The organism is Sporosarcina ureilytica (assembly GCF_001753205.1).
Taxonomy (GTDB): Bacteria; Bacillota; Bacilli; order Bacillales_A; family Planococcaceae; genus Sporosarcina; species Sporosarcina ureilytica.
Genome location: NZ_CP017560.1, coordinates 315,837 through 333,846, shown reverse-complemented (window position 1 = coordinate 333,846; position 18,010 = coordinate 315,837). Strand labels below are relative to the sequence as shown.

Genomic DNA, 18,010 nt, shown 5'->3' with positions numbered 1-18,010 from the left:
GAAGGAGCGTAAGCGACTGAGGAGGCTTACCGCCCGCCCCACGGAAAGCGTCCGCCCGGAACGGAAATCAACAGTAATCGGATGAATAACATTCTCTGTATTGCCACAATCTTCCGCGTTATGACATTGCCCGAAATTTCTTAAAGTGATATAATAGATGCAAAGTGAGTGATCGATAAAAGGGAGTGAAGGCTTCATGTGGTTCTTATACATTATGTTTACACTATTTGCATTCGTTGGTATCGGTACAATCGCTGGTTTAGTTCGTACGTTCAGCAGCGACGGCAACCAGTAATTAATTCACAAGTCATTTTTAAAAACGCTAAAATAAAACAGGCGGAGAATCCTTTCTCCACCTGTTTTTTCATTGTCGTTAAATTTTTAATTCCTGCGTAACGCCAATCTTATCTAGAATAAACGCATAACATTCCGCTGCTTCTCTTAAATGATTAAAACGACCCGATTTTCCGAAATGACCGGCCCCCATATTCGTTTTGAGCACGAGTGTATGATCATCCGTTTTTAAAGCTCTTAGCCGCGCGACCCACTTGGCCGGTTCCCAATAGCCGACGCGCGGATCATTTAGACCGGTTGTAATATACATATGCGGATAATCTTTCGCCTCCACATTGTCATAGGGGCTGTACGACTTCATATAGAAATAATCTTCCCGCTCTCGAGGGTCGCCCCATTCATCCCACTCCAAGGTAGTGAGCGGAATCGTCGTATCGAGCATGGTCGTTACGAGGTCGACAAACGGAACTTCTGGAACAATTACTTGGAACAGTTCACCGCCCATGTTCGCGACGCCCCCAACAAGCAGCCCACCAGCACTTCCTCCGCGAGCGGCCATTTGACTTGGCGTTGTGTACTTATGTTCAATCAGATGTTTTGCTGCGGCAATAAAATCAGTGAACGTATTCCGCTTATGCTGCATTTTTCCATCTTCATACCAACTGCGCCCCATTTCAGAACCACCACGCACTTGAGCCGTGACGAATACAATGCCATTGTCCAGCGCTGGAAGACGATAAGGACTGAAATGTGGATCGCTATTCGCTCCGTACGATCCATATCCATGTAAAATCAACGGCGCAGGGCCTTGAGTAAACGCATCTTTCTGATAAACCATCGTCATCGGTATTTTGACACCGTCTTCAGCAACCGCCCACAAATGATCTTGACGATAATTCGAGGGATCGTATTCCCCGCTAACAGGCGCCACTTGTAAGCACTGTCGTTCACCCGTTTGCAAATTCAGCGCATACGTTGTTGTTGGCGTCAGGAACGATTCATACTCAACTAACACTTCATTCGCCTCATAACTTTGATTAGACAGAACGGACACTGTATAAAGCGGGTCTTCCCATTCCATTCGCTCCAACGCACCATCTCGGAGCATCCAAATTTGCGTTAGACCATTTTCTCTGCCTGCGACAAGCAAAGCATCACGAAAAGGATGTACCGCTAAAAGATATTGCTCCTCCTTGTACGCAACAACGTTTTCCCTCGAATTCAGGTCGTCAAGTGGACAGCGAAGCAACTGGAAATTCTGCGCGCCTTCATTTGTTAAGATCAGTAAATCATCGCCCCAATGCTCAACGGAATATTCGATTCCATCGCACCGCTCATCTATTAGCTGTAAAGGGGCTAGCGGGGAATCTGCATCTAGTAAACGAACCTCACTCGTCGTTTTTGAAAACGATTCGACAAAAATAAATTTCCCACTTTGCGATTTAGCGATAAATACTGTAAATGTCGAATCTTTTTCTTCATAAATCATTTCATCCTGATCCGTATCAGTTCCTAAACGATGCCGCCATAACTGGTATGGGCGTTGATGTTCATCCACAGTAATGTAAAAAATGTATTCGCCACAACGACTCCATTCCATACTCCCAAATAAAAAGACGTCTGGAATCTGGTCCGCCAATCGTTTCCCTGTTTCCAAGTCTTTAATAAAAATCGTATACCGATCCGTTCCATCCCGGTTCTCTAAATAAGCGAGGCGGGTTTGATCCGTGTTAATTCGCTGCTCGGTCACACTTAAATACGCATCTTCATTAGCTAATTCATTTAGATCTAACACTATTTCTTCCTGCGCTTCAGATAAATCCCCCCTATTTTCCGCTCGCTTTCGTGCATAAATCGGATATTGCTTACTTTTATCCATACGAGAATAGTAGAAATAGGGCCCATGTTGCACGGGTACATCCGCTTCCGAATCAGGAACGCGGTCAATCATGCTTTGATAAATCTGTTCAGTTCGTTCTTCAAGTGGGCGCATGATTTCGTCATAATATCGATTTTCTTCCTCCAAATACTGAATGACCTCCGGATTTTCTTTATCCTTCAGCCAATAATAGTCGTCCTCACGTACATCACCATGTAATTCATGGGGATGCGGAATTCGTTTTGCTACTGGTGGTTTCATAATTAACTCCTCCTTTAAATACAAGTATCCTCTTCGCGAGATCATTCTTGAAATCCTCTATTGATTAATCATTAAAATAAAACCGGCGAAGAAACAATCAATGATTTCTACGCCGGCTCCGTATTATGGCAACGCCTATTTTTTTAAGCAGTTACATCACGTTTTGTAAATGAAAGGAAACTCAAAACTAGGAAAATCACAACGTAAACAACAATAACTACCGCCGAAAAGGCCATCGTTGTATTGTTCAACATCGGATATCCAATTTCATACTGCGTTAAATTCGAATTTGCAAATAAAATAAACTTCGCAAACTTATATTTTTCCAAAAAGAACACAATCATATTGCCTGTGAAATAAAGGAAAATAGAGATCCCAATCGCGAGCGACGTAGAGCGGAAAACCGTGCCTATCATAAATGCCAACGTCGACATAACAAGTGTATTAATCAACGCTAAAAACATTAGATACAAGGACTTCCCCCAAACGGCGGACGTAGCAATTTCTGTGTTGTAAAAAGATAGCGTGCTTTCTGTTGCACCTGGGAAGAAAATAAACGCCCCAATCACGCTCGCTACAAACATCACGACCATGGCCAATACACTAAACAAAATGACCGTCACATATTTAGACGTCAAGATTTTCCAACGATTCACTGGCCGTGATAACAACATCTTAATTGTCCCTTGAGAAAACTCAGCTGACACTAAACTTGAAGAGACAATGATTGAAACTAGCGTCACCATTGACATGAGTCCAAACGTGTCCAAAATAATCGACTCACGTGTTTGCGGTTTAATACTTTCAATACCAAAAGCAATGTCAGCCTGAAGTTCTTCTTGTCGCTGCAATAAAACAACTTTAGACTCTTCATCTAAATCCGGTGAGGCTAACTCTTTTTCAACGTCGGCCAATTCGGTCTGCATTGACTGGGTCCATTCTGTGTTATCGTACATTCGCTCAGATATTTTCGCCAGCCCTGAAAATCCAATAATAATTGCCGCCAGCAAAATCATCATCGCCCAAGTACCTTTTTTCTGCCATAATTTCATCCATTCATTTTGTATGAGCTTCAGCAATTTGGCCACCTCCTGTCAATAGAATTACATAAGCGAGAATACTCTTTTATCTACATCAAACTAAGTCCTTTATGCTTTCACGTCTCTCTGAATAAATGTCCAATAACTTGTCACTAGAAATACAACAATGTAGACAGATAGAACCATCAAGGAGAAAGGCATTGAGATATCTTCTATTATTTTATATCCCGTTCCATATTGCGTTAAATCCATATGTGTGAAAACAAGGTATTTTGTAATCGAAAATCTTTCAAGCATCAAGACGATTGATGTCCCTGTAAAGTACAGAAAAATTGATAAACCAATCGCCATTGAGCTAGAACGGAATACAACCCCAATCATAAATGCAAATGTCGAAGTAACAAAGACACTTCCGAATGAAAGGGCTAACATGTAGACACTTTTCCCTAAAATCGATGTCTCGACAACCTCTTGCCCATTCCAAGACAATAGCTGTCCGTCACCAGTCTGGAATAATAAATAAGAAAATGAAACTGAAAGTAGATACCCAATTAGGATGAGTAAAGCACTAAACATATTGACTGTGACAAACTTAGACGTTAAAATTTTCCATCTTCTAACAGGGCGGGAAAGCAACATTTTAATTGTTCCTTGCGAAAACTCTGCTGCGACAATTCCTGCAGCTACAACGACTGTAAACAGTAGAACAATCGAAGTAAATCCTGATGTATCCGTCATCATACTTTCGCGACTTGGGGTTTCCAAGGGTTCAATTGAATTTGCAAGGCGATATTCAAGTATCTTTTCTTTTCCTTCCAATTCCTGAAGTTCTACTTTTGAAAGGTCCTTGGCGTTCAGTCTTTCCTGAATATAGGCTAATTCATTTTCCACCACTACTTTCCAATCATAACTTGCTTCTTCCGACTCCACTTGAATTTCTATCACGCCATTTTGAGTCTGCGAATCAACCCTGTCATCTAACCCGTGAAGCCATTTCATCAAGCCCATCATTCCTGGAACGATTAAAAACAGAAGCAAAACCATGACCCATGTGGATTTTTTCTGCCATAACTTCATCCACTCATTTTGTATGAGCTTCAGCAATTTGGCCACCTCCTGTCAATTCTAAGAACTGATCTTCTAGTGTTATCACATGAGGTTGAATCGCGTAGAGTTGAATATTTTCAGCTACCAATCGACCTACAAGACTAGGAATCTCTTCTTTTTCAATTTGAAGAAGCAGTCCATCTTTAAACCACTCAGCTGTTTTTCCTTCTGCCGTCACAATTTGCTCTACTCTTTCTAACGGAGATGCTTCGATGTAATAGTGTGATTCCTTTGCATCGGACATCTCTTCAATGTTTAATAGTTTTCCGTTTTGAATCACCGCAATCCGGTCACACATCAATTCAATTTCCGAAAGCATATGACTCGATACAAATACCGAGACGCCTTCTTTTTCCGCAATACTTCTTAAGTACATTCGGAACTCCCGAATTCCCGCAGGATCCAGACCATTTGTTGGTTCATCTAATATCAAAAATTTTGGTCGATGAAGCAGTGCTTGTGCAAGTCCTAGCCGTTGCCGCATACCAAGTGAATAAGAAGCAACCTTTTCATGAATCCTGTTTTGCATCCCAACTTGTTGGACAACTTCGTCAATACGCGCTTTCGTCACATTCGGATGCATTCTCGCAAAGTGCACCAAATTTTTATACCCAGACATATATTTATACATTTCAGGATTTTCAACGATAACCCCTACTTTTGAAAGACCTTCTTCAAAATTCTCACGAAGCGCAACGCCGTCTATGAGTACGTCCCCACTCGTCGGTTTCATTAGTCCAACCATCATCCGAATCGTCGTCGTTTTCCCCGCCCCATTCGGCCCTAAAAACCCCGTAATTTGTCCAGGATACAAAGACAAATTTAAGTTATCAATAATTTTCTTCTTCCCAATTGTTTTCGATAAACCGCGTAGCTCTACTACTGGTTTTTCAGCCATATTACTTCTCCCCCTTAAATAAAGACACCATCCAAGTCGTCGTATCTATGCCGTGCAACTCTCGAATGTCGTCTACCAATTCATGAGCAATTACTTGCCCCCCTCTTAGTACTACGACTTCATCAAGCAAAGGTTCCATTTCTTTTATTTCATGCGTAGACATCAATATCATTTGACGCTCGATATCCGTAAATTGAATTAACCCCTTAGCAATATCTTCCCGTACCATTGGATCCAGCCCTGAGAACGGTTCATCCAATAAATAAACCTTCGCTTCCCGGCCAAGGGTTGCCGCAATTTTCACCCTACCCCGATTCCCTTTCGACAGGTGCTTTATTTTCGAATCAAGCGAGAGATTTAAATACTGCGCAATTTCCTTCGCCTTCACAATATCGAAATCCTCAAATTGTGAATCGTAAAAATCAAATAGCTGACGAACCGTGAAATATGGATAGAAAAGATCTGCGTCTGGCATATACGCAATATCTTTCGCGATTCTTCGAGAAATCGGTTGCCCATTAAAAGTCGCTTGCCCGCTATTTGGCGTAAGTAAGCCTGCAATCAACTTCAGAAGTGTCGTCTTTCCACTTCCATTTTCACCGATAAGACCAATGACTTTTCCGATAGGCAATGTCAACGTCACATCTGTCAATGCTTTTCGACGTCCATATTTCTTGGACACCTGTGAAAGTTCAATCAATTTCTTCACTCCGCTTCTTTATATGTGCAATCATTTCATTCGCAGTAAAACCGAGTGCTTCAACACTTTGAAGGAATGAGGTTGTTAAATCCTCTTTCATTTCTTGGCGGACCTGGGCAATTCTATCGACATTTTCCGTAACGAATGAACCTTGCCCCCTTTTCGTTTCCGTAATTTCCATTTGCTCCAACTCCTTGAAGACGCGCTGCATCGTATTTGCATTCACGCCAACTTGAACTGCATAATCCCGTACAGACGGTAATTTTTCACCGGGCCCAAGCGTTCCCCGAATAATATCTCCCGTAATACGTTCGATGAGCTGTTGGTAAATTGGCTTATCTGGTAAAAAATCTATGCTCATCGCTATAACCTCACTTTCTTTTCAAACAACAGCGTGCCTAACCAAAGTAATGCTAGTGTGATAAAACCATAAAATACAAGACTGCCAACGGAAGTAATGACACCTTCGGGAACAATTCCTGTAAAAAAGTAACTAGTCGATTCGTTGTAAAAAGTTGTCTTTGTTAATTTAATTGGTCCAATTTCACGTACTGCATGGAAGAGACCAGCCACTCTAAATTTTTCCCAGACGTAGGAAGCGACAAAGAAAAACCCTATCGCTACTAAAATAGCAATGCCTCCAATTCGTGAACGACAAACTTGATAAACAGACCAGAAGAAAAATGCAATCGACATAATAAAAATCGAGTTCAACACAATGGCGATTAAGACACTGACCAGCGTAAGAAACGCATCAAAATAAGTAACAGCTAAAGTAGCATCAGAAAAGAAAAATTGTACAACGATTAAGATTTGGCACCAAGCAGTTAAACATATTGTCACCAACGTTGAAAAAACAGCCTTAACTGTGACAAATTCCAACATGGATACGGGTGAATGAAGCCATATATGAGGTTGCTTCATTTCTTTTCCTAAACTCGAAAAGATGATGCCACAATTCATTAGCGTACCAAACACTAGCCACAACCCAGCAATCACCATAGTATTTTCGAAAAAATTGATTGGAACGCCGAACAAGTAATGAACAAAAGTAGGACCTGCTAAAACAACAATCATGGTGATCAATGTATAAATCAGAATTCCTGATTTCATTAATACCCATTCTTTTTTTAATAAACCTTTCCATCTTGTTGCTTTCATTTCATAACCTCACTTTCTTTTCAAATAAAACTGAAGCAACAACGAATAGAATCCCGGCAAATGTAACGCTTAATAATATTTCTCCAACATACAAAAACGACTCATCCACCCTAAAGTAAGTGGCGTCTTCCACAAGATGAAAACGACTTTCCGATACGCTCCAAAACTTTCCGAATGTAGAAGTCTTTTGATATACCGGTAAGGCTGTCACTATTTTCTCAAGCCACACAAATAAAATAAGGATTCCAAACGTTATCGCAGTCGTGAATTTTTTTGTATATGGGAGAAGTACCAGATATAGGACATGGAAAAATAATCCGATAAACAGTAGCATAATTGATGCAAAAAACATGACACTCAGAAACAGTATCCAAAAATCTTGTGTATGATTGTCAAACACGAATTGAATTGGTTGAATCCGGAAACTAAATAAAGCAGTTATAAGTATCAAGGAAATGAGAAAGTTAACAGCTCCAGTCATCATCGAAAAAAATAGTTTCGCACTAAATAATTGGAAAACAGACGCTGGCGAATGAAGCCAAATATCTGGTCTTCTAGATTCTTTCCCCAAACTAACCATTAAAATAATCGTCGGAATGAACACATTCAATATCAACCAAATCGGAGCCAAAAATATAAAACCTTCGCTTAATAAATTCGATGAAGTATCTAAATAAAGCGTTGCTAAAACCGGAAAAATAAATGCTAATAAAACCGTGGCTATCATTGTTGCGTAAAACCAACCATTCATCAACAACCATTCTTTCTTAAATAACCCTTTCCATCTGTTCATATGATCAACTCCCTTCCACACCAGTGTATTAGTTACATAGTACACTATATGCAAAGAGACTGCAATGTGATTCATCCGAATATTCATTATTGGTAAACTAAAACTCAACTTACTCAATTAGTAAAATGGATGCTAAATAAACAACTCAATAACTTTTTCTTATCTTAGGGGATTAGAATAAACGAATAGTGTATTAATTACTAGAAGGCTATACTAAAGATAGTAAGTTTAAGGAGTGATTGACGATGAGCACATTTCTTACAGGTATTGATCATATTCAAATCGCTAGCCCACCAGATTCCGAGGATGCAGCTAGAAAGTTTTACGGGGAATTACTCGGCATGGAAGAAATCCCAAAACCCGAAAATTTGCAAGGCCGCGGAGGTTGTTGGTTCATTTGCGGTTCTCAAGAAGTACATGTCGGCATTCAACAAGATTTCGTCGCAGCCAAAAAAGCGCATCCCGGGTTTACCGTAAATGCGCTTGAGGAACTAAAACTTCGATTGCAAGAAGCAGGCAATGCGATTCATGAAGAACCGCCCATTGATGGACGTTCTCGCTTTTTCACAAATGATCCATTCGGCAATCGGATTGAGTTTTTAGAATTTGAATAAACTACAAGAATATGTCGTAAAAAAGATTTTCTACAAATATTAACGCTCAATTACCATACGCTCTTCCTGATCCAAACGTTCAAGCGCGGCATTCATCTCATCGCGCTTCCTTGCAAGCTGGTCAAGTACACGTCGAACCTCACTCGATATCGTATTCAGCTTGCTTTTTGTATCTGTAATTCGCGAATGAACCATAAAATCGGAGAATATATTATCAAAGAAGAGATCTGTAAAGGTAAAAATATCTCTTTTATTGACAGTAAGCGACTCTGCGGTAATATCTTGCACATCCATAAGTTCTGTTTCAAAATGTCGTAAAGCGCGCTCAGCTCGGTGAATATGGTCGTCTGATTGATTAATTTCGGAGTACTTCAAGGCAGAGACAATCATTCCGCCGCCTAAAAACGTATCCCACATGGACATGCCTTCCGCAGAACCAAGTTTGTCGAGCGCATGATCTAGCGCACGAATGGCGATTCGACCCGCCTCCTCTGCCTCCGTCACTTCACGTAAAATTGAGCCAATCGACACACGCTCGTCTGCAATCTTATGCAATAAAGCATTTGCCTCTGAATCATAACGGCGAATCCAAGTTTCTTTTTCTTGCAGAAACGCCGCCCAGTCCTCATCAATATAAGTAAAATCAGGATTTTTCATTTCTTTCTGAAGCCTATTCACTTCAGCTTCCAAATCAATGACATTTTTTTCAGCTTCGTTATAGCGCAGTTCTGCTTCTGCCACTTCAGCCATTTCCTTTTCCATTTGTTCGTCCCATTTCCCGGTCCACTCATTAATTTTATTCATGATTGAAAATTTACCAAGCTTCACAACGTCTTGTTGTTCTTTCGTCAATTGCTTATGCAGTCGATTACGAATTTCACGTGCCTCCCGCAAGTTAACTTCCGCACCTTCTAGTCGTCGTTTTACACGATTTCTTTCATTTCGAATCATCGATAACTCAATTTGTTTATCATATATATCTTTTTTCATCGGATGTACCCCCTTTTCTTATATACGAAAATAAACGGGAATCGTTTCAATTTTCCGCAATAAGGTAGGGATGATTATTTCCATGAATCGTTGTATGTGTATAATTGTTCATTCGACAGAAAACGAGGTTATCCACATGTGTATATCTAAATGAAAAATTAGTCGAAATGTATTTATCCACACTTAGTCTTGATATCATTCTTTTGGTTGTTGATGAATTTAATTTAAAAAAGTCTGCCGGGGCAGACTTTTCATGTTGATCAATGCTTCGTTTTAAAACGTTCTTTACGATGCGCCAAACGTGCTGGTCCCATTTCGAATAAAGCTTTTTCTTCTCCAGTCTCAGGTTGAATTGCTGGAACGGGAACTGGTTGGTTATCATCATCCATCGCCACCATCGTTAAGAAAGATTCGGTCGTTAATTTTCTTACGCTTTCTTTAAGTGGATTAATCGAATGAACCGTCACATACACTTCCATTGAAGTTCGCCCTGTTGAGCTAATGACCGCCTCTAATTCCAATACGTCTCCTACTTTCGCAGACGAAACAAAATCCACTTTATCAATCGAAGCCGTTACAACAGCACGATTAGAATGTTTCATTGCCGTAATTGCTGCAATTTCATCAATATATGCGAGTACATTTCCGCCAAAGATCGTCTCTAAATGATTTGTGTCCGGTGGCAAAACAAGTTTTGTCTGAATCGTACGTGATTCGCTCATTTTTCGTGATTTCAACATATTTTTTACTCCTTTAATTAACGGTATTTACAAGTATACACTTATTTTGATCCGCTGCTGAATTTTTTCAATGTCCACGTGAAAGTTTGCAACGTTTTCGAGAAACTATGCAACGTTCACGAAACTTGATAACGTTTTAGACAAACAATGCAACGATACAGCGAAACTTTGCAACGCCTCCAAGAAACTTCGCAACGCTCACGAAACTACACAACGTTTTTGACAAACTATGCAACGTTACATCAAAACTTTGCAACGCCTCCAAGAAACTTCGCAACGCTCGCGAAACTTCACAACGTTTTTGACAAACTATGCAACGTTACATCAAAACTTTGCAACGCCTCCAAGAAACTTCGCAACGCTCACGAAACTACACAACGTTTTTGACAAACTATGCAACGTTACATCAAAACTTTGCAACACCTTCAATAAACAATGCAACGCTCGCGAAACTTCACAACGTTTTTGACAAACAATGCAACGATACATCAAAACTTTGCAACACTTCCAAGAAACTTCGCAACGCTCACGAAACTACACAACGTTTTTGACAAACTATGCAACGTTACATCAAAACTATGCAACACTCTCTCCAAACCTCGCAACACCTACAACCCATACCCTCAAAAACAATTATTTCCAACCCAAAAAGCAGCTATTCTACAAGAATAACTGCTTCTGAACCGGTGCTCTATTTTCTTTTTGCATCAATTCTTCATCATATAAATGGCAAGCGACCGAGTGACCTTTCGTTTTTTCAATCCACTTCGGTTTTATCTTCGTACAAACAGGCATTGCATAAGCACACCTTGTTCTAAACACACACCCAGACGGTGGATCGGTTGGACTCGGCAATTCGCCTTCTAACAAAATTCGCTCACGCGTCTCTTCAACGTCAGGGTCTGGAATTGGAATTGCTGACAGTAAAGCTTCTGTATAAGGATGTAAAGGTTGCTCATACAACGCTTCACTCGTCGTTAATTCGACAATATGACCGAGGTACATGACCGCAATTCGATCTGAAATATACTTAACCATCGACAAATCATGCGCGATAAATAGATAGGTTAATCCTTTTTCTCGCTGCAGACGTTGCAATAACTTCACCACTTGTGCTTGAACGGATACATCCAGTGCTGAAATAGGTTCATCTGCAATAATGAAATCCGGGTTTAGTGCCAGCGCGCGGGCAATGCCAATTCGTTGGCGCTGGCCGCCCGAAAATTCGTGTGGATAGCGGTTCGCATGGTCTCGGTTCAATCCGACATCTTCCAACAACTCAATAACGCGCTCTTCTATTTCTTTTTTCGAATTTAACATCTTATGAACAATCATGGGTTCTGCAATAATTTCAAGAACCGTTAAACGTGGATTTAAAGACGCATACGGATCTTGAAAAATCATCTGCATTTTTCTCAAAAATATTTGACGGTCTTTTTCATTCATCTCATGGATATTTTTATCTTCATATAAAACATTGCCGCCCGTTTTATTATATAAACCTAAGATGGTTCTTCCTGCTGTCGATTTTCCACACCCTGACTCACCCACAAGACCAAATGTCTCCCCTTTATAAATATCGAAAGAAATCCCGTCAACCGCTTTTAATTGAACACCTCGGCCGACATCAAAGTAACGCTTTAAATTTTGCACAGAAAGCAACACCGATTGTTCCATACCCTGTCTCCTTTATTTCAACCCTTCAATTTCCAGGGCTGAATCTGGTGATGTTCAAGCAGTGGCAATTGAAAATGTGGAATAAATATATTTCTTTTTATTCAACCCCAGGTAATATCGTCAATGTTTTTTCATTCGCATCTAGCTTAGCTTCTACGCCAAGCGGAACAGCAAAATGAGGTTCGCAGTGACCAATTTTGAATCCTTTTACAACAGGCACTTGAAGCGGACTAAAATAATGGTCGAGCACTTCATCTAACGTCAGTGTCCACTTTTTCTCCGTTTCCGTCCTTGCAAAATCACCTACCACGACACCCGCAACATCCTTAAACTTGCCCGCCATGCGTAAATGATTCAACAAGCCGTCGACACGTGCAGGTTCTTCTCCGATATCTTCAATCAACAACAGCTTTCCAGCCGTATCCACTTCAAATTTCGTCCCAATCGTCCGAGCAAGCAAAGATAAATTTCCACCAATTAACTCTCCACGTGCTACGCCGGAAGTGATTGTTTCTAACGGAGAAATATCTTCTGTATAATGCAATTCCATCGGTTCAAATAATTGTTGGAACATTTTTTTCGATAGGTCTTCAAATGTGTCTTTCCCGATATTTGGCCCAAGCATTGGCCCGTGGAATGTCACTAAGTTTGAATATAAGCCCATCGCTGTATGGAGAAATGTAATGTCGCTAAATCCCCAAAACACTTTTGGATGTTCTTTCATAATTTGCAAATCAATTTGATCCACAATTCGCCCCGCTCCGTACCCGCCACTTGAACAAATAATGCCATTCACTTCTGGATCTTGAAACAACGTCTCTAAATCTTCGAGACGCTCCTCGTCAGTTCCCGCCAAATAACCATTAATATTTTTAGCATGCTTTCCAAACTTCCATTTTAGCCCCAACTCTTCAAGAAACAGTAGTGACTTTACTAATTCTTCTCTCCCTGGTGGACTAGACGGCGACACGATGCCAATTGTATCTCCTCTTTGTAAACGTTTCGGACGAATTCTCATCAACTATTCACTTTCCTTCCTATCATTTGCTCTACATTCAATCTACCATATCATTACGACAACTTGCGCGTTGATTCCTTGAATGAAAAGAAAATGAACGTAAAAAGATATACTTTAAAGGAGGCCGCTAGTCGCCGCCCCCCGTTTATATTCCCCGTCTTACTTTTTATCTGCTTTCTTCAAATCAATATACCCAACTGGGTGGCGCAAAATATTTACTACACCTGGCTTTTCAAGCGTCACCGCATTGTAGTAGTACAGCGGGAAGACTGGCATTTCTTCCATTAATAATCGATCAGCTTGAACAAGTAAATCCCATCTCTTTTCTTCGTCCACTTCATTTTTCGCTTTTTGAATTAATTCGTCATACGCCGCATTAGACCAAGTCGTCCGGTTCATTGGCGAATCGGTGATGAAACTTTCAAGCGCGTTGACTGGATCCGCATAGTCTTGTAAAAATGAAGAACGCGAAAACTGATATTTATGCTCTTTCTGTTCTGCCAAAAATACAGACCCTTCCACATTTTGAAGCTCAACTTCGACGCCAAGCACTTCTTTAAATTTAGCTTGAAGCGCCACCGCAATATTCTGGTGAGACTCACTTGTTGAATACGTTAGCGTAACTGTCGGAAGTTCATCATACCCCTCTTCCTCCATTCCCTCCGCTAACAATTTTTTCGCTTCGTCTGGCGAGAACTCTACAAGCTTTCCTGCTGTGTCCCTAAACTCTTTTCCATCTGGTCCGATGAATCCATAGGGCACAAAACCATGTGCTGGCTTTTCATTGTTTTTTGTAATGTACTCAACAATTTCTTCTTGATTGACCGATAGTCCGAATGCTTTTCTTATTTTTTTATTCGTAAATGGCTCCATCGATGTATTAAATCGGAAGAAATAAAGTCCCGCTTGGTCATCGATTCGAAGCTCATTGCTATCTGCCAGTTGTTCGGCTAGTTCAGCAGGTACGCCCGACACGTCTAATTCTCCTGCTTCATACATTTGATATTCCGTCGTTGAATCAATGACCATTGCCCATTCAATACGGTCTAGATTCACAACGTCAGCATCCCAGTAATGTTCATTTTTCTCAAAAGCAAAGCTCACATCATGGTCCCATTCGACAAGTTTGAAAGGACCATTTCCGACAAATGTATCCGCTTCTGTATGCCATTTTGGATTGTCAGTTGCTACTTTTTCATTCACCGGGAAAAAGCTTGGGTTCGTAATAATATTGAGGAATGACTCCGTTGGTGCTGTCAAAACAACTTCAAAGGTACGTTCATCAACTGCTTTCACCGCCACATCTTCTACGGCGCCTTCCCCATTATTATACGCCTCTGCCCCTTCGATAAAATAAGCTAAAAATGCGGCCGGAGAAGCCGTTTCAGGATTTAACATATGGAGCCAACCGTAGACAAAATCACCCGCAACGACCGGGTCGCCATTTGACCACTTCGCATCTTCACGGATTGTAAATGTATACGTCAATCCATCATCGGAAATCTCAATTTTCTCTGCCGTTGCCTCTTCTGCTAAATGGTCCTCAGAAAGGCGCGTCAACCCTTCCATTAAATTGTTTAATGGACTCCACGAAACAGCATTAAACCCAACTGACGGATCAAACGATGTCGGTTCATCTCCGTTATTCAAATAAAGAACCTTTTTATTTGTCTTTTCTTCGGTTGCCTCTTCAGCCCCTTCTGTTTCCTCTTCTTCCTTTTGCGGCTCCTTTCCAGCATCTTCATTCGCCGTACAAGCGACGAGTGCGATTGCCATCAAAGCAACAATGAGCAACATCCACCATTTCTTCAACACAAACTCCCCCTTTTATTTATAAACAGCACTTTCATGCGGCGTACCTAATTATCCTTGCAGCTGAATGGCTCGTTCATCTTGAAGCCAACAGTTTACTATGTGGTCTTTCGTCAAATGCGTGTCTGCCGGATACACTAAGTCACACACTTCCATTGCAAACGGACATCTAGCTGTGAATGAACACCCACTTGGCGGCGAAAATAAATCCGGCGGCGTACCTTCTATTGGCTCAAGCTCCTCATCTTTTAAATCTAAGCGAGGTACAGAGTTTAATAGGCCCTTCGTATAAGGATGTTGCGGATGATAAAAAATTTCTCGCTTCAATCCAATCTCAATGATTCTCCCCGCATACATCACGGCAATTCGGTCGGCAATTTTTGCAACGACACCAAGATCATGCGTGATTAATATAATTGAAACACCCGTCTTTTCTTGAATTTCTTCAAATAGCTCCAAGATTTGTGCCTGGATTGTCACATCGAGTGCCGTTGTCGGTTCATCTGCAATAAGCAATTTCGGCTCACAAATTAACGCAATGGCTATCACAATTCTTTGACGCATCCCCCCTGAAAACTGATGCGGATACTGATTTAATCTTTCTTCAGCACCAGGAATGCCTACAAGTTCTAACATATCCATCGCTTTTTTCTTCGCAGCCGATTTGGATATTTTATAATGAGTGCGCACCCCTTCAATCAACTGCTCTCCTATTTTCAAAGTCGGATTCAGTGCAGTCATCGGGTCCTGAAAAATCATCGAGATGTCTACCCCTTGAACCTTCCTTAATTGAGCTTTATTTAACTTTGTCATATCATGTTCTTGGAAAAGGACTTGGCCCGCTTTAATTTTTCCGGCCGGTTCAGGAATTAATCCCATAATTGCGTTCGCCGTTACACTTTTTCCGCATCCTGACTCCCCAACGATTGCAAGCGTTTCTCCTTTATTCAACTCAAACGTGACACCACGCACTGCTTGAACTTCCCCACCAAATGTTGTGAATGCAACGTGCAAATTCTGAACGGAAAGCATCTTCTCATCTTCCCTATCCATGTGTTTGACTCGCTTAGCCAACAGGCTCACCTCCTTAATTTCGGATCCAGTGCATCTTGCATGCCATCTCCGAGCACATTAAACGCAAACATCGTCATTGAGATGAAAAATGCCGGGAAAAATAAACGCCACCAATGCCCTGACAAAATGACAGGCAAGGCGTCATTGGCCATCACTCCCCAACTGGCAAAGGGGGCTTGTATCCCTAGTCCAAGAAAACTTAAAAATGCTTCCGCAAAAATAGCACTCGGGACTGTTAATGTCATTTGAACGATAATCGGTCCCATTGTATTTGGAAGTAGGTGTTTTCGAATAATTCTAGGTGTGGTTGCACCGTACGACTTCGTTGCTGTGATAAACTCATAGTTTTTAATTTGCAAAACCTGTCCCCTTACAATACGCGCCATGCCAACCCAACCTGTAATCGTTAAGGCAATAATGATTGTCGTTAGGCTTGGCCCCATCACGACTAACAATAAAATGACAACGAGTAAGTGTGGAAGCCCATATAACACTTCAATAATCCGCATCATAATCGTATCGGTCAATCCACCTTTATAGCCGCTAATGCCGCCGTAAATGATACCAATAAAAAAATCGATTAACGCTGCCATAACGCCCACAAACAACGAGATCCTTGCCCCGTACCAGGTCCGTGTAAAAACATCTCTCCCCATTTCATCGGTCCCAAACCAATGGGTCGCTGACGGAGGCAAATTTTGGTTCGGTAAGTTCATTTCCGTAACGGAGTGGGGCGATAAAATAGGACCCAACACTGCAAAAAGCGTCAACAAGGAAAGGAAGAATAATCCCGTCATCGCAAGCTTATTTTTCTGCAGTCGTTGCCATGCATCTCGCCAATAGGAGATAGAGGGACGAACAACCGACTCGGCTTGATGAACCTCTTTTTTAAGTGGTTTAAACCATTCGTCTTGAACACTTTTACGTGTTCCAAGCTCTTGTCCACTTTTGGTCATTACACATCCCCCTCCTTCTTATGCAATTTAATTCGCGGATCAAGAAAACCATAAACAATGTCAACAAGGAATAGCATAAAAACAAGAAAAGCACTATAAAACACAGTCGTTCCCATAATCACTGGATAATCACGATTATTAATACTGTCTACGAAATACTTTCCCATCCCCGGAATTGCAAAGATTTTCTCGATCACAAACGTTCCTGTTAAAATCCCTGCAAGCATCGTTCCCATAATTGTCACGACAGGCATTAACGCATTTCGTAAGGCATGTCTAGTTACAATTCGAAACGGTGAAAGCCCTTTTGCACGTGCCATTTTAATATAATCTTGGGTTAACACTTCCAACATACTAGACCTCGTTAAACGTGCGATAATGGCTGTCGGTCCTGTTGCTAGGGCAAAGGTCGGTAAAATCATATGCAATGGACTACTCCACGTAGCGGGGGGGAGCAATTGCCAATCGACCGCAACCTTTTGAATTAACAACGTTGCAAGGACAAAGTTCGGGACAGAAATCCCAATGACAGCAAAGGTCATTGCTAGATAATCGATGATGCCATTATGCCGCAGTGCAGCAAATGTCCCTAGTATTACCCCGGAAATAATTGCAACGAGAATGGTCACGAGCCCAAGCTCCAATGAAATTGGAAACCCCCGCGCAAGTAAACTATTCACTGTCTCATTTGGTTTTTTAATAGAAGGACCAAAATCAAACGTTGCAATCGATTTTAAGTAATGTACATATTGCACAGAGACTGGCTGGTCTAATTTATAAAATCGTTCTAAGTTTTCCTGGATAGCTGGATTCGAAGTTCGCTCCTCGTCAAACGGTGAACCTGGAATTTTATGCATTAAAAAGAATGTCAATGTTGCAATGATAAGGATTGTAACAATCATCATAAAAAAGCGTTTAAGTATGTACAATACCATTTAGCGATCCCCTCTTCATTCATGCATTTTGAACATCTGTTAAATGCTTACAACCAACCTA

At 41.1% G+C, this 18,010-nt stretch carries 16 protein-coding genes and 1 pseudogene; 1 reads left to right on the top strand and 16 read right to left on the bottom strand.

All coding sequences use genetic code 11. The features are described from left to right. Positions 1 to 373 precede the first annotated feature (373 nt). The 8 genes and pseudogenes from BI350_RS01635 to BI350_RS01600 all read right to left on the bottom strand — a co-directional run bounded on the left by BI350_RS01635 (position 374) and on the right by BI350_RS01600 (position 8,133). On the bottom strand, positions 374 to 2,434 hold the full coding sequence (locus tag BI350_RS01635) for a S9 family peptidase (protein ID WP_075526538.1): 2,061 nt from the start codon (positions 2,432 to 2,434) through the stop codon (positions 374 to 376). A 143-nt stretch (positions 2,435 to 2,577) separates the two neighbouring features. After that, positions 2,578 to 3,513, bottom strand: a complete 936-nt coding sequence (locus BI350_RS01630; protein WP_075526537.1) for an ABC transporter permease — start codon at positions 3,511 to 3,513, stop codon at positions 2,578 to 2,580. A gap of 69 nt (positions 3,514 to 3,582) precedes the next feature. Continuing rightward, the gene (locus BI350_RS01625; protein ID WP_245698286.1) at positions 3,583 to 4,587 is read right to left on the bottom strand and encodes an ABC transporter permease; all 1,005 of its coding nucleotides are present in this window, start codon (positions 4,585 to 4,587) and stop codon (positions 3,583 to 3,585) included. After that, the gene (locus BI350_RS01620) at positions 4,556 to 5,479 is read right to left on the bottom strand and encodes an ABC transporter ATP-binding protein (RefSeq protein WP_075526535.1); all 924 of its coding nucleotides are present in this window, start codon (positions 5,477 to 5,479) and stop codon (positions 4,556 to 4,558) included. Before BI350_RS01620 ends, BI350_RS01625 begins: the two co-directional genes overlap by 32 nt. 1 nt (position 5,480) lies before the next feature. Continuing rightward, positions 5,481 to 6,092 (bottom strand): annotated as a pseudogene (locus BI350_RS01615) (ATP-binding cassette domain-containing protein); the annotation flags it as partial. A 79-nt stretch (positions 6,093 to 6,171) separates the two neighbouring features. Next, positions 6,172 to 6,540, bottom strand: a complete 369-nt coding sequence (locus tag BI350_RS01610) for a GntR family transcriptional regulator (protein ID WP_075526533.1) — start codon at positions 6,538 to 6,540, stop codon at positions 6,172 to 6,174. Between the two features lie 2 nt (positions 6,541 to 6,542). Further along, positions 6,543 to 7,340: a hypothetical protein gene (locus BI350_RS01605; protein WP_075526532.1), complete on the bottom strand. Its 798-nt coding sequence runs from the start codon at positions 7,338 to 7,340 to the stop codon at positions 6,543 to 6,545. 1 nt (position 7,341) lies between these two features. Next, positions 7,342 to 8,133 (bottom strand): hypothetical protein, encoded by a 792-nt coding sequence (locus BI350_RS01600; protein ID WP_075526531.1) that lies wholly within the window; start codon positions 8,131 to 8,133, stop codon positions 7,342 to 7,344. A 245-nt stretch (positions 8,134 to 8,378) separates the two neighbouring features. Between BI350_RS01600 and BI350_RS01595 the strand changes: the two genes are divergently transcribed. Then, positions 8,379 to 8,747, top strand: a complete 369-nt coding sequence (locus BI350_RS01595) for a VOC family protein (RefSeq protein WP_075526530.1) — start codon at positions 8,379 to 8,381, stop codon at positions 8,745 to 8,747. 39 nt (positions 8,748 to 8,786) lie between these two features. Here BI350_RS01595 and BI350_RS01590 read toward each other — a convergent pair whose 3' ends face one another. The 8 genes from BI350_RS01590 to BI350_RS01555 form a co-directional block, all read right to left on the bottom strand. Continuing rightward, positions 8,787 to 9,737, bottom strand: coding sequence for a hypothetical protein (locus BI350_RS01590; RefSeq protein WP_075526529.1), 951 nt, complete (start codon positions 9,735 to 9,737; stop codon positions 8,787 to 8,789). 260 nt (positions 9,738 to 9,997) lie between these two features. Continuing rightward, positions 9,998 to 10,477, bottom strand: coding sequence for an acyl-CoA thioesterase (locus tag BI350_RS01585; protein ID WP_211117164.1), 480 nt, complete (start codon positions 10,475 to 10,477; stop codon positions 9,998 to 10,000). A gap of 660 nt (positions 10,478 to 11,137) precedes the next feature. Continuing rightward, complete coding sequence (locus tag BI350_RS01580; protein WP_075526528.1) at positions 11,138 to 12,154, bottom strand: ABC transporter ATP-binding protein; 1,017 nt, start codon at positions 12,152 to 12,154, stop codon at positions 11,138 to 11,140. Between the two features lie 97 nt (positions 12,155 to 12,251). Beyond that, positions 12,252 to 13,172, bottom strand: a complete 921-nt coding sequence (locus tag BI350_RS01575; protein WP_075529187.1) for a S66 peptidase family protein — start codon at positions 13,170 to 13,172, stop codon at positions 12,252 to 12,254. A gap of 159 nt (positions 13,173 to 13,331) precedes the next feature. Continuing rightward, positions 13,332 to 14,984, bottom strand: coding sequence for a peptide ABC transporter substrate-binding protein (locus BI350_RS01570; RefSeq protein ID WP_075526527.1), 1,653 nt, complete (start codon positions 14,982 to 14,984; stop codon positions 13,332 to 13,334). Between the two features lie 51 nt (positions 14,985 to 15,035). Then, on the bottom strand, positions 15,036 to 16,037 hold the full coding sequence (locus tag BI350_RS01565; RefSeq protein WP_075529186.1) for an ABC transporter ATP-binding protein: 1,002 nt from the start codon (positions 16,035 to 16,037) through the stop codon (positions 15,036 to 15,038). Positions 16,038 to 16,063: 26 nt separating this feature from the next. Continuing rightward, positions 16,064 to 17,014 (bottom strand): ABC transporter permease, encoded by a 951-nt coding sequence (locus BI350_RS01560; protein ID WP_075526526.1) that lies wholly within the window; start codon positions 17,012 to 17,014, stop codon positions 16,064 to 16,066. Further along, positions 17,014 to 17,949, bottom strand: a complete 936-nt coding sequence (locus tag BI350_RS01555; protein ID WP_075526525.1) for an ABC transporter permease — start codon at positions 17,947 to 17,949, stop codon at positions 17,014 to 17,016. The genes BI350_RS01560 and BI350_RS01555 overlap by 1 nt, the downstream gene beginning before the upstream one ends. Positions 17,950 to 18,010 lie beyond the last annotated feature (61 nt).

Coding starts and splice junctions, on each gene's coding strand:
- BI350_RS01555 (WP_075526525.1), bottom strand. CDS start 17,949: ATGGTATTGTACATACTTAAACGCTTTTTTATGATGATTGTTACAATC.
- BI350_RS01620 (WP_075526535.1), bottom strand. CDS start 5,479: ATGGCTGAAAAACCAGTAGTAGAGCTACGCGGTTTATCGAAAACAATT.
- BI350_RS01575 (WP_075529187.1), bottom strand. CDS start 13,172: ATGAGAATTCGTCCGAAACGTTTACAAAGAGGAGATACAATTGGCATC.
- BI350_RS01635 (WP_075526538.1), bottom strand. CDS start 2,434: ATGAAACCACCAGTAGCAAAACGAATTCCGCATCCCCATGAATTACAT.
- BI350_RS01560 (WP_075526526.1), bottom strand. CDS start 17,014: ATGACCAAAAGTGGACAAGAGCTTGGAACACGTAAAAGTGTTCAAGAC.
- BI350_RS01595 (WP_075526530.1), top strand. CDS start 8,379: ATGAGCACATTTCTTACAGGTATTGATCATATTCAAATCGCTAGCCCA.
- BI350_RS01585 (WP_211117164.1), bottom strand. CDS start 10,477: ATGTTGAAATCACGAAAAATGAGCGAATCACGTACGATTCAGACAAAA.
- BI350_RS01565 (WP_075529186.1), bottom strand. CDS start 16,037: ATGGATAGGGAAGATGAGAAGATGCTTTCCGTTCAGAATTTGCACGTT.
- BI350_RS01580 (WP_075526528.1), bottom strand. CDS start 12,154: ATGGAACAATCGGTGTTGCTTTCTGTGCAAAATTTAAAGCGTTACTTT.
- BI350_RS01590 (WP_075526529.1), bottom strand. CDS start 9,737: ATGAAAAAAGATATATATGATAAACAAATTGAGTTATCGATGATTCGA.
- BI350_RS01605 (WP_075526532.1), bottom strand. CDS start 7,340: ATGAAAGCAACAAGATGGAAAGGTTTATTAAAAAAAGAATGGGTATTA.
- BI350_RS01610 (WP_075526533.1), bottom strand. CDS start 6,540: ATGAGCATAGATTTTTTACCAGATAAGCCAATTTACCAACAGCTCATC.
- BI350_RS01600 (WP_075526531.1), bottom strand. CDS start 8,133: ATGAACAGATGGAAAGGGTTATTTAAGAAAGAATGGTTGTTGATGAAT.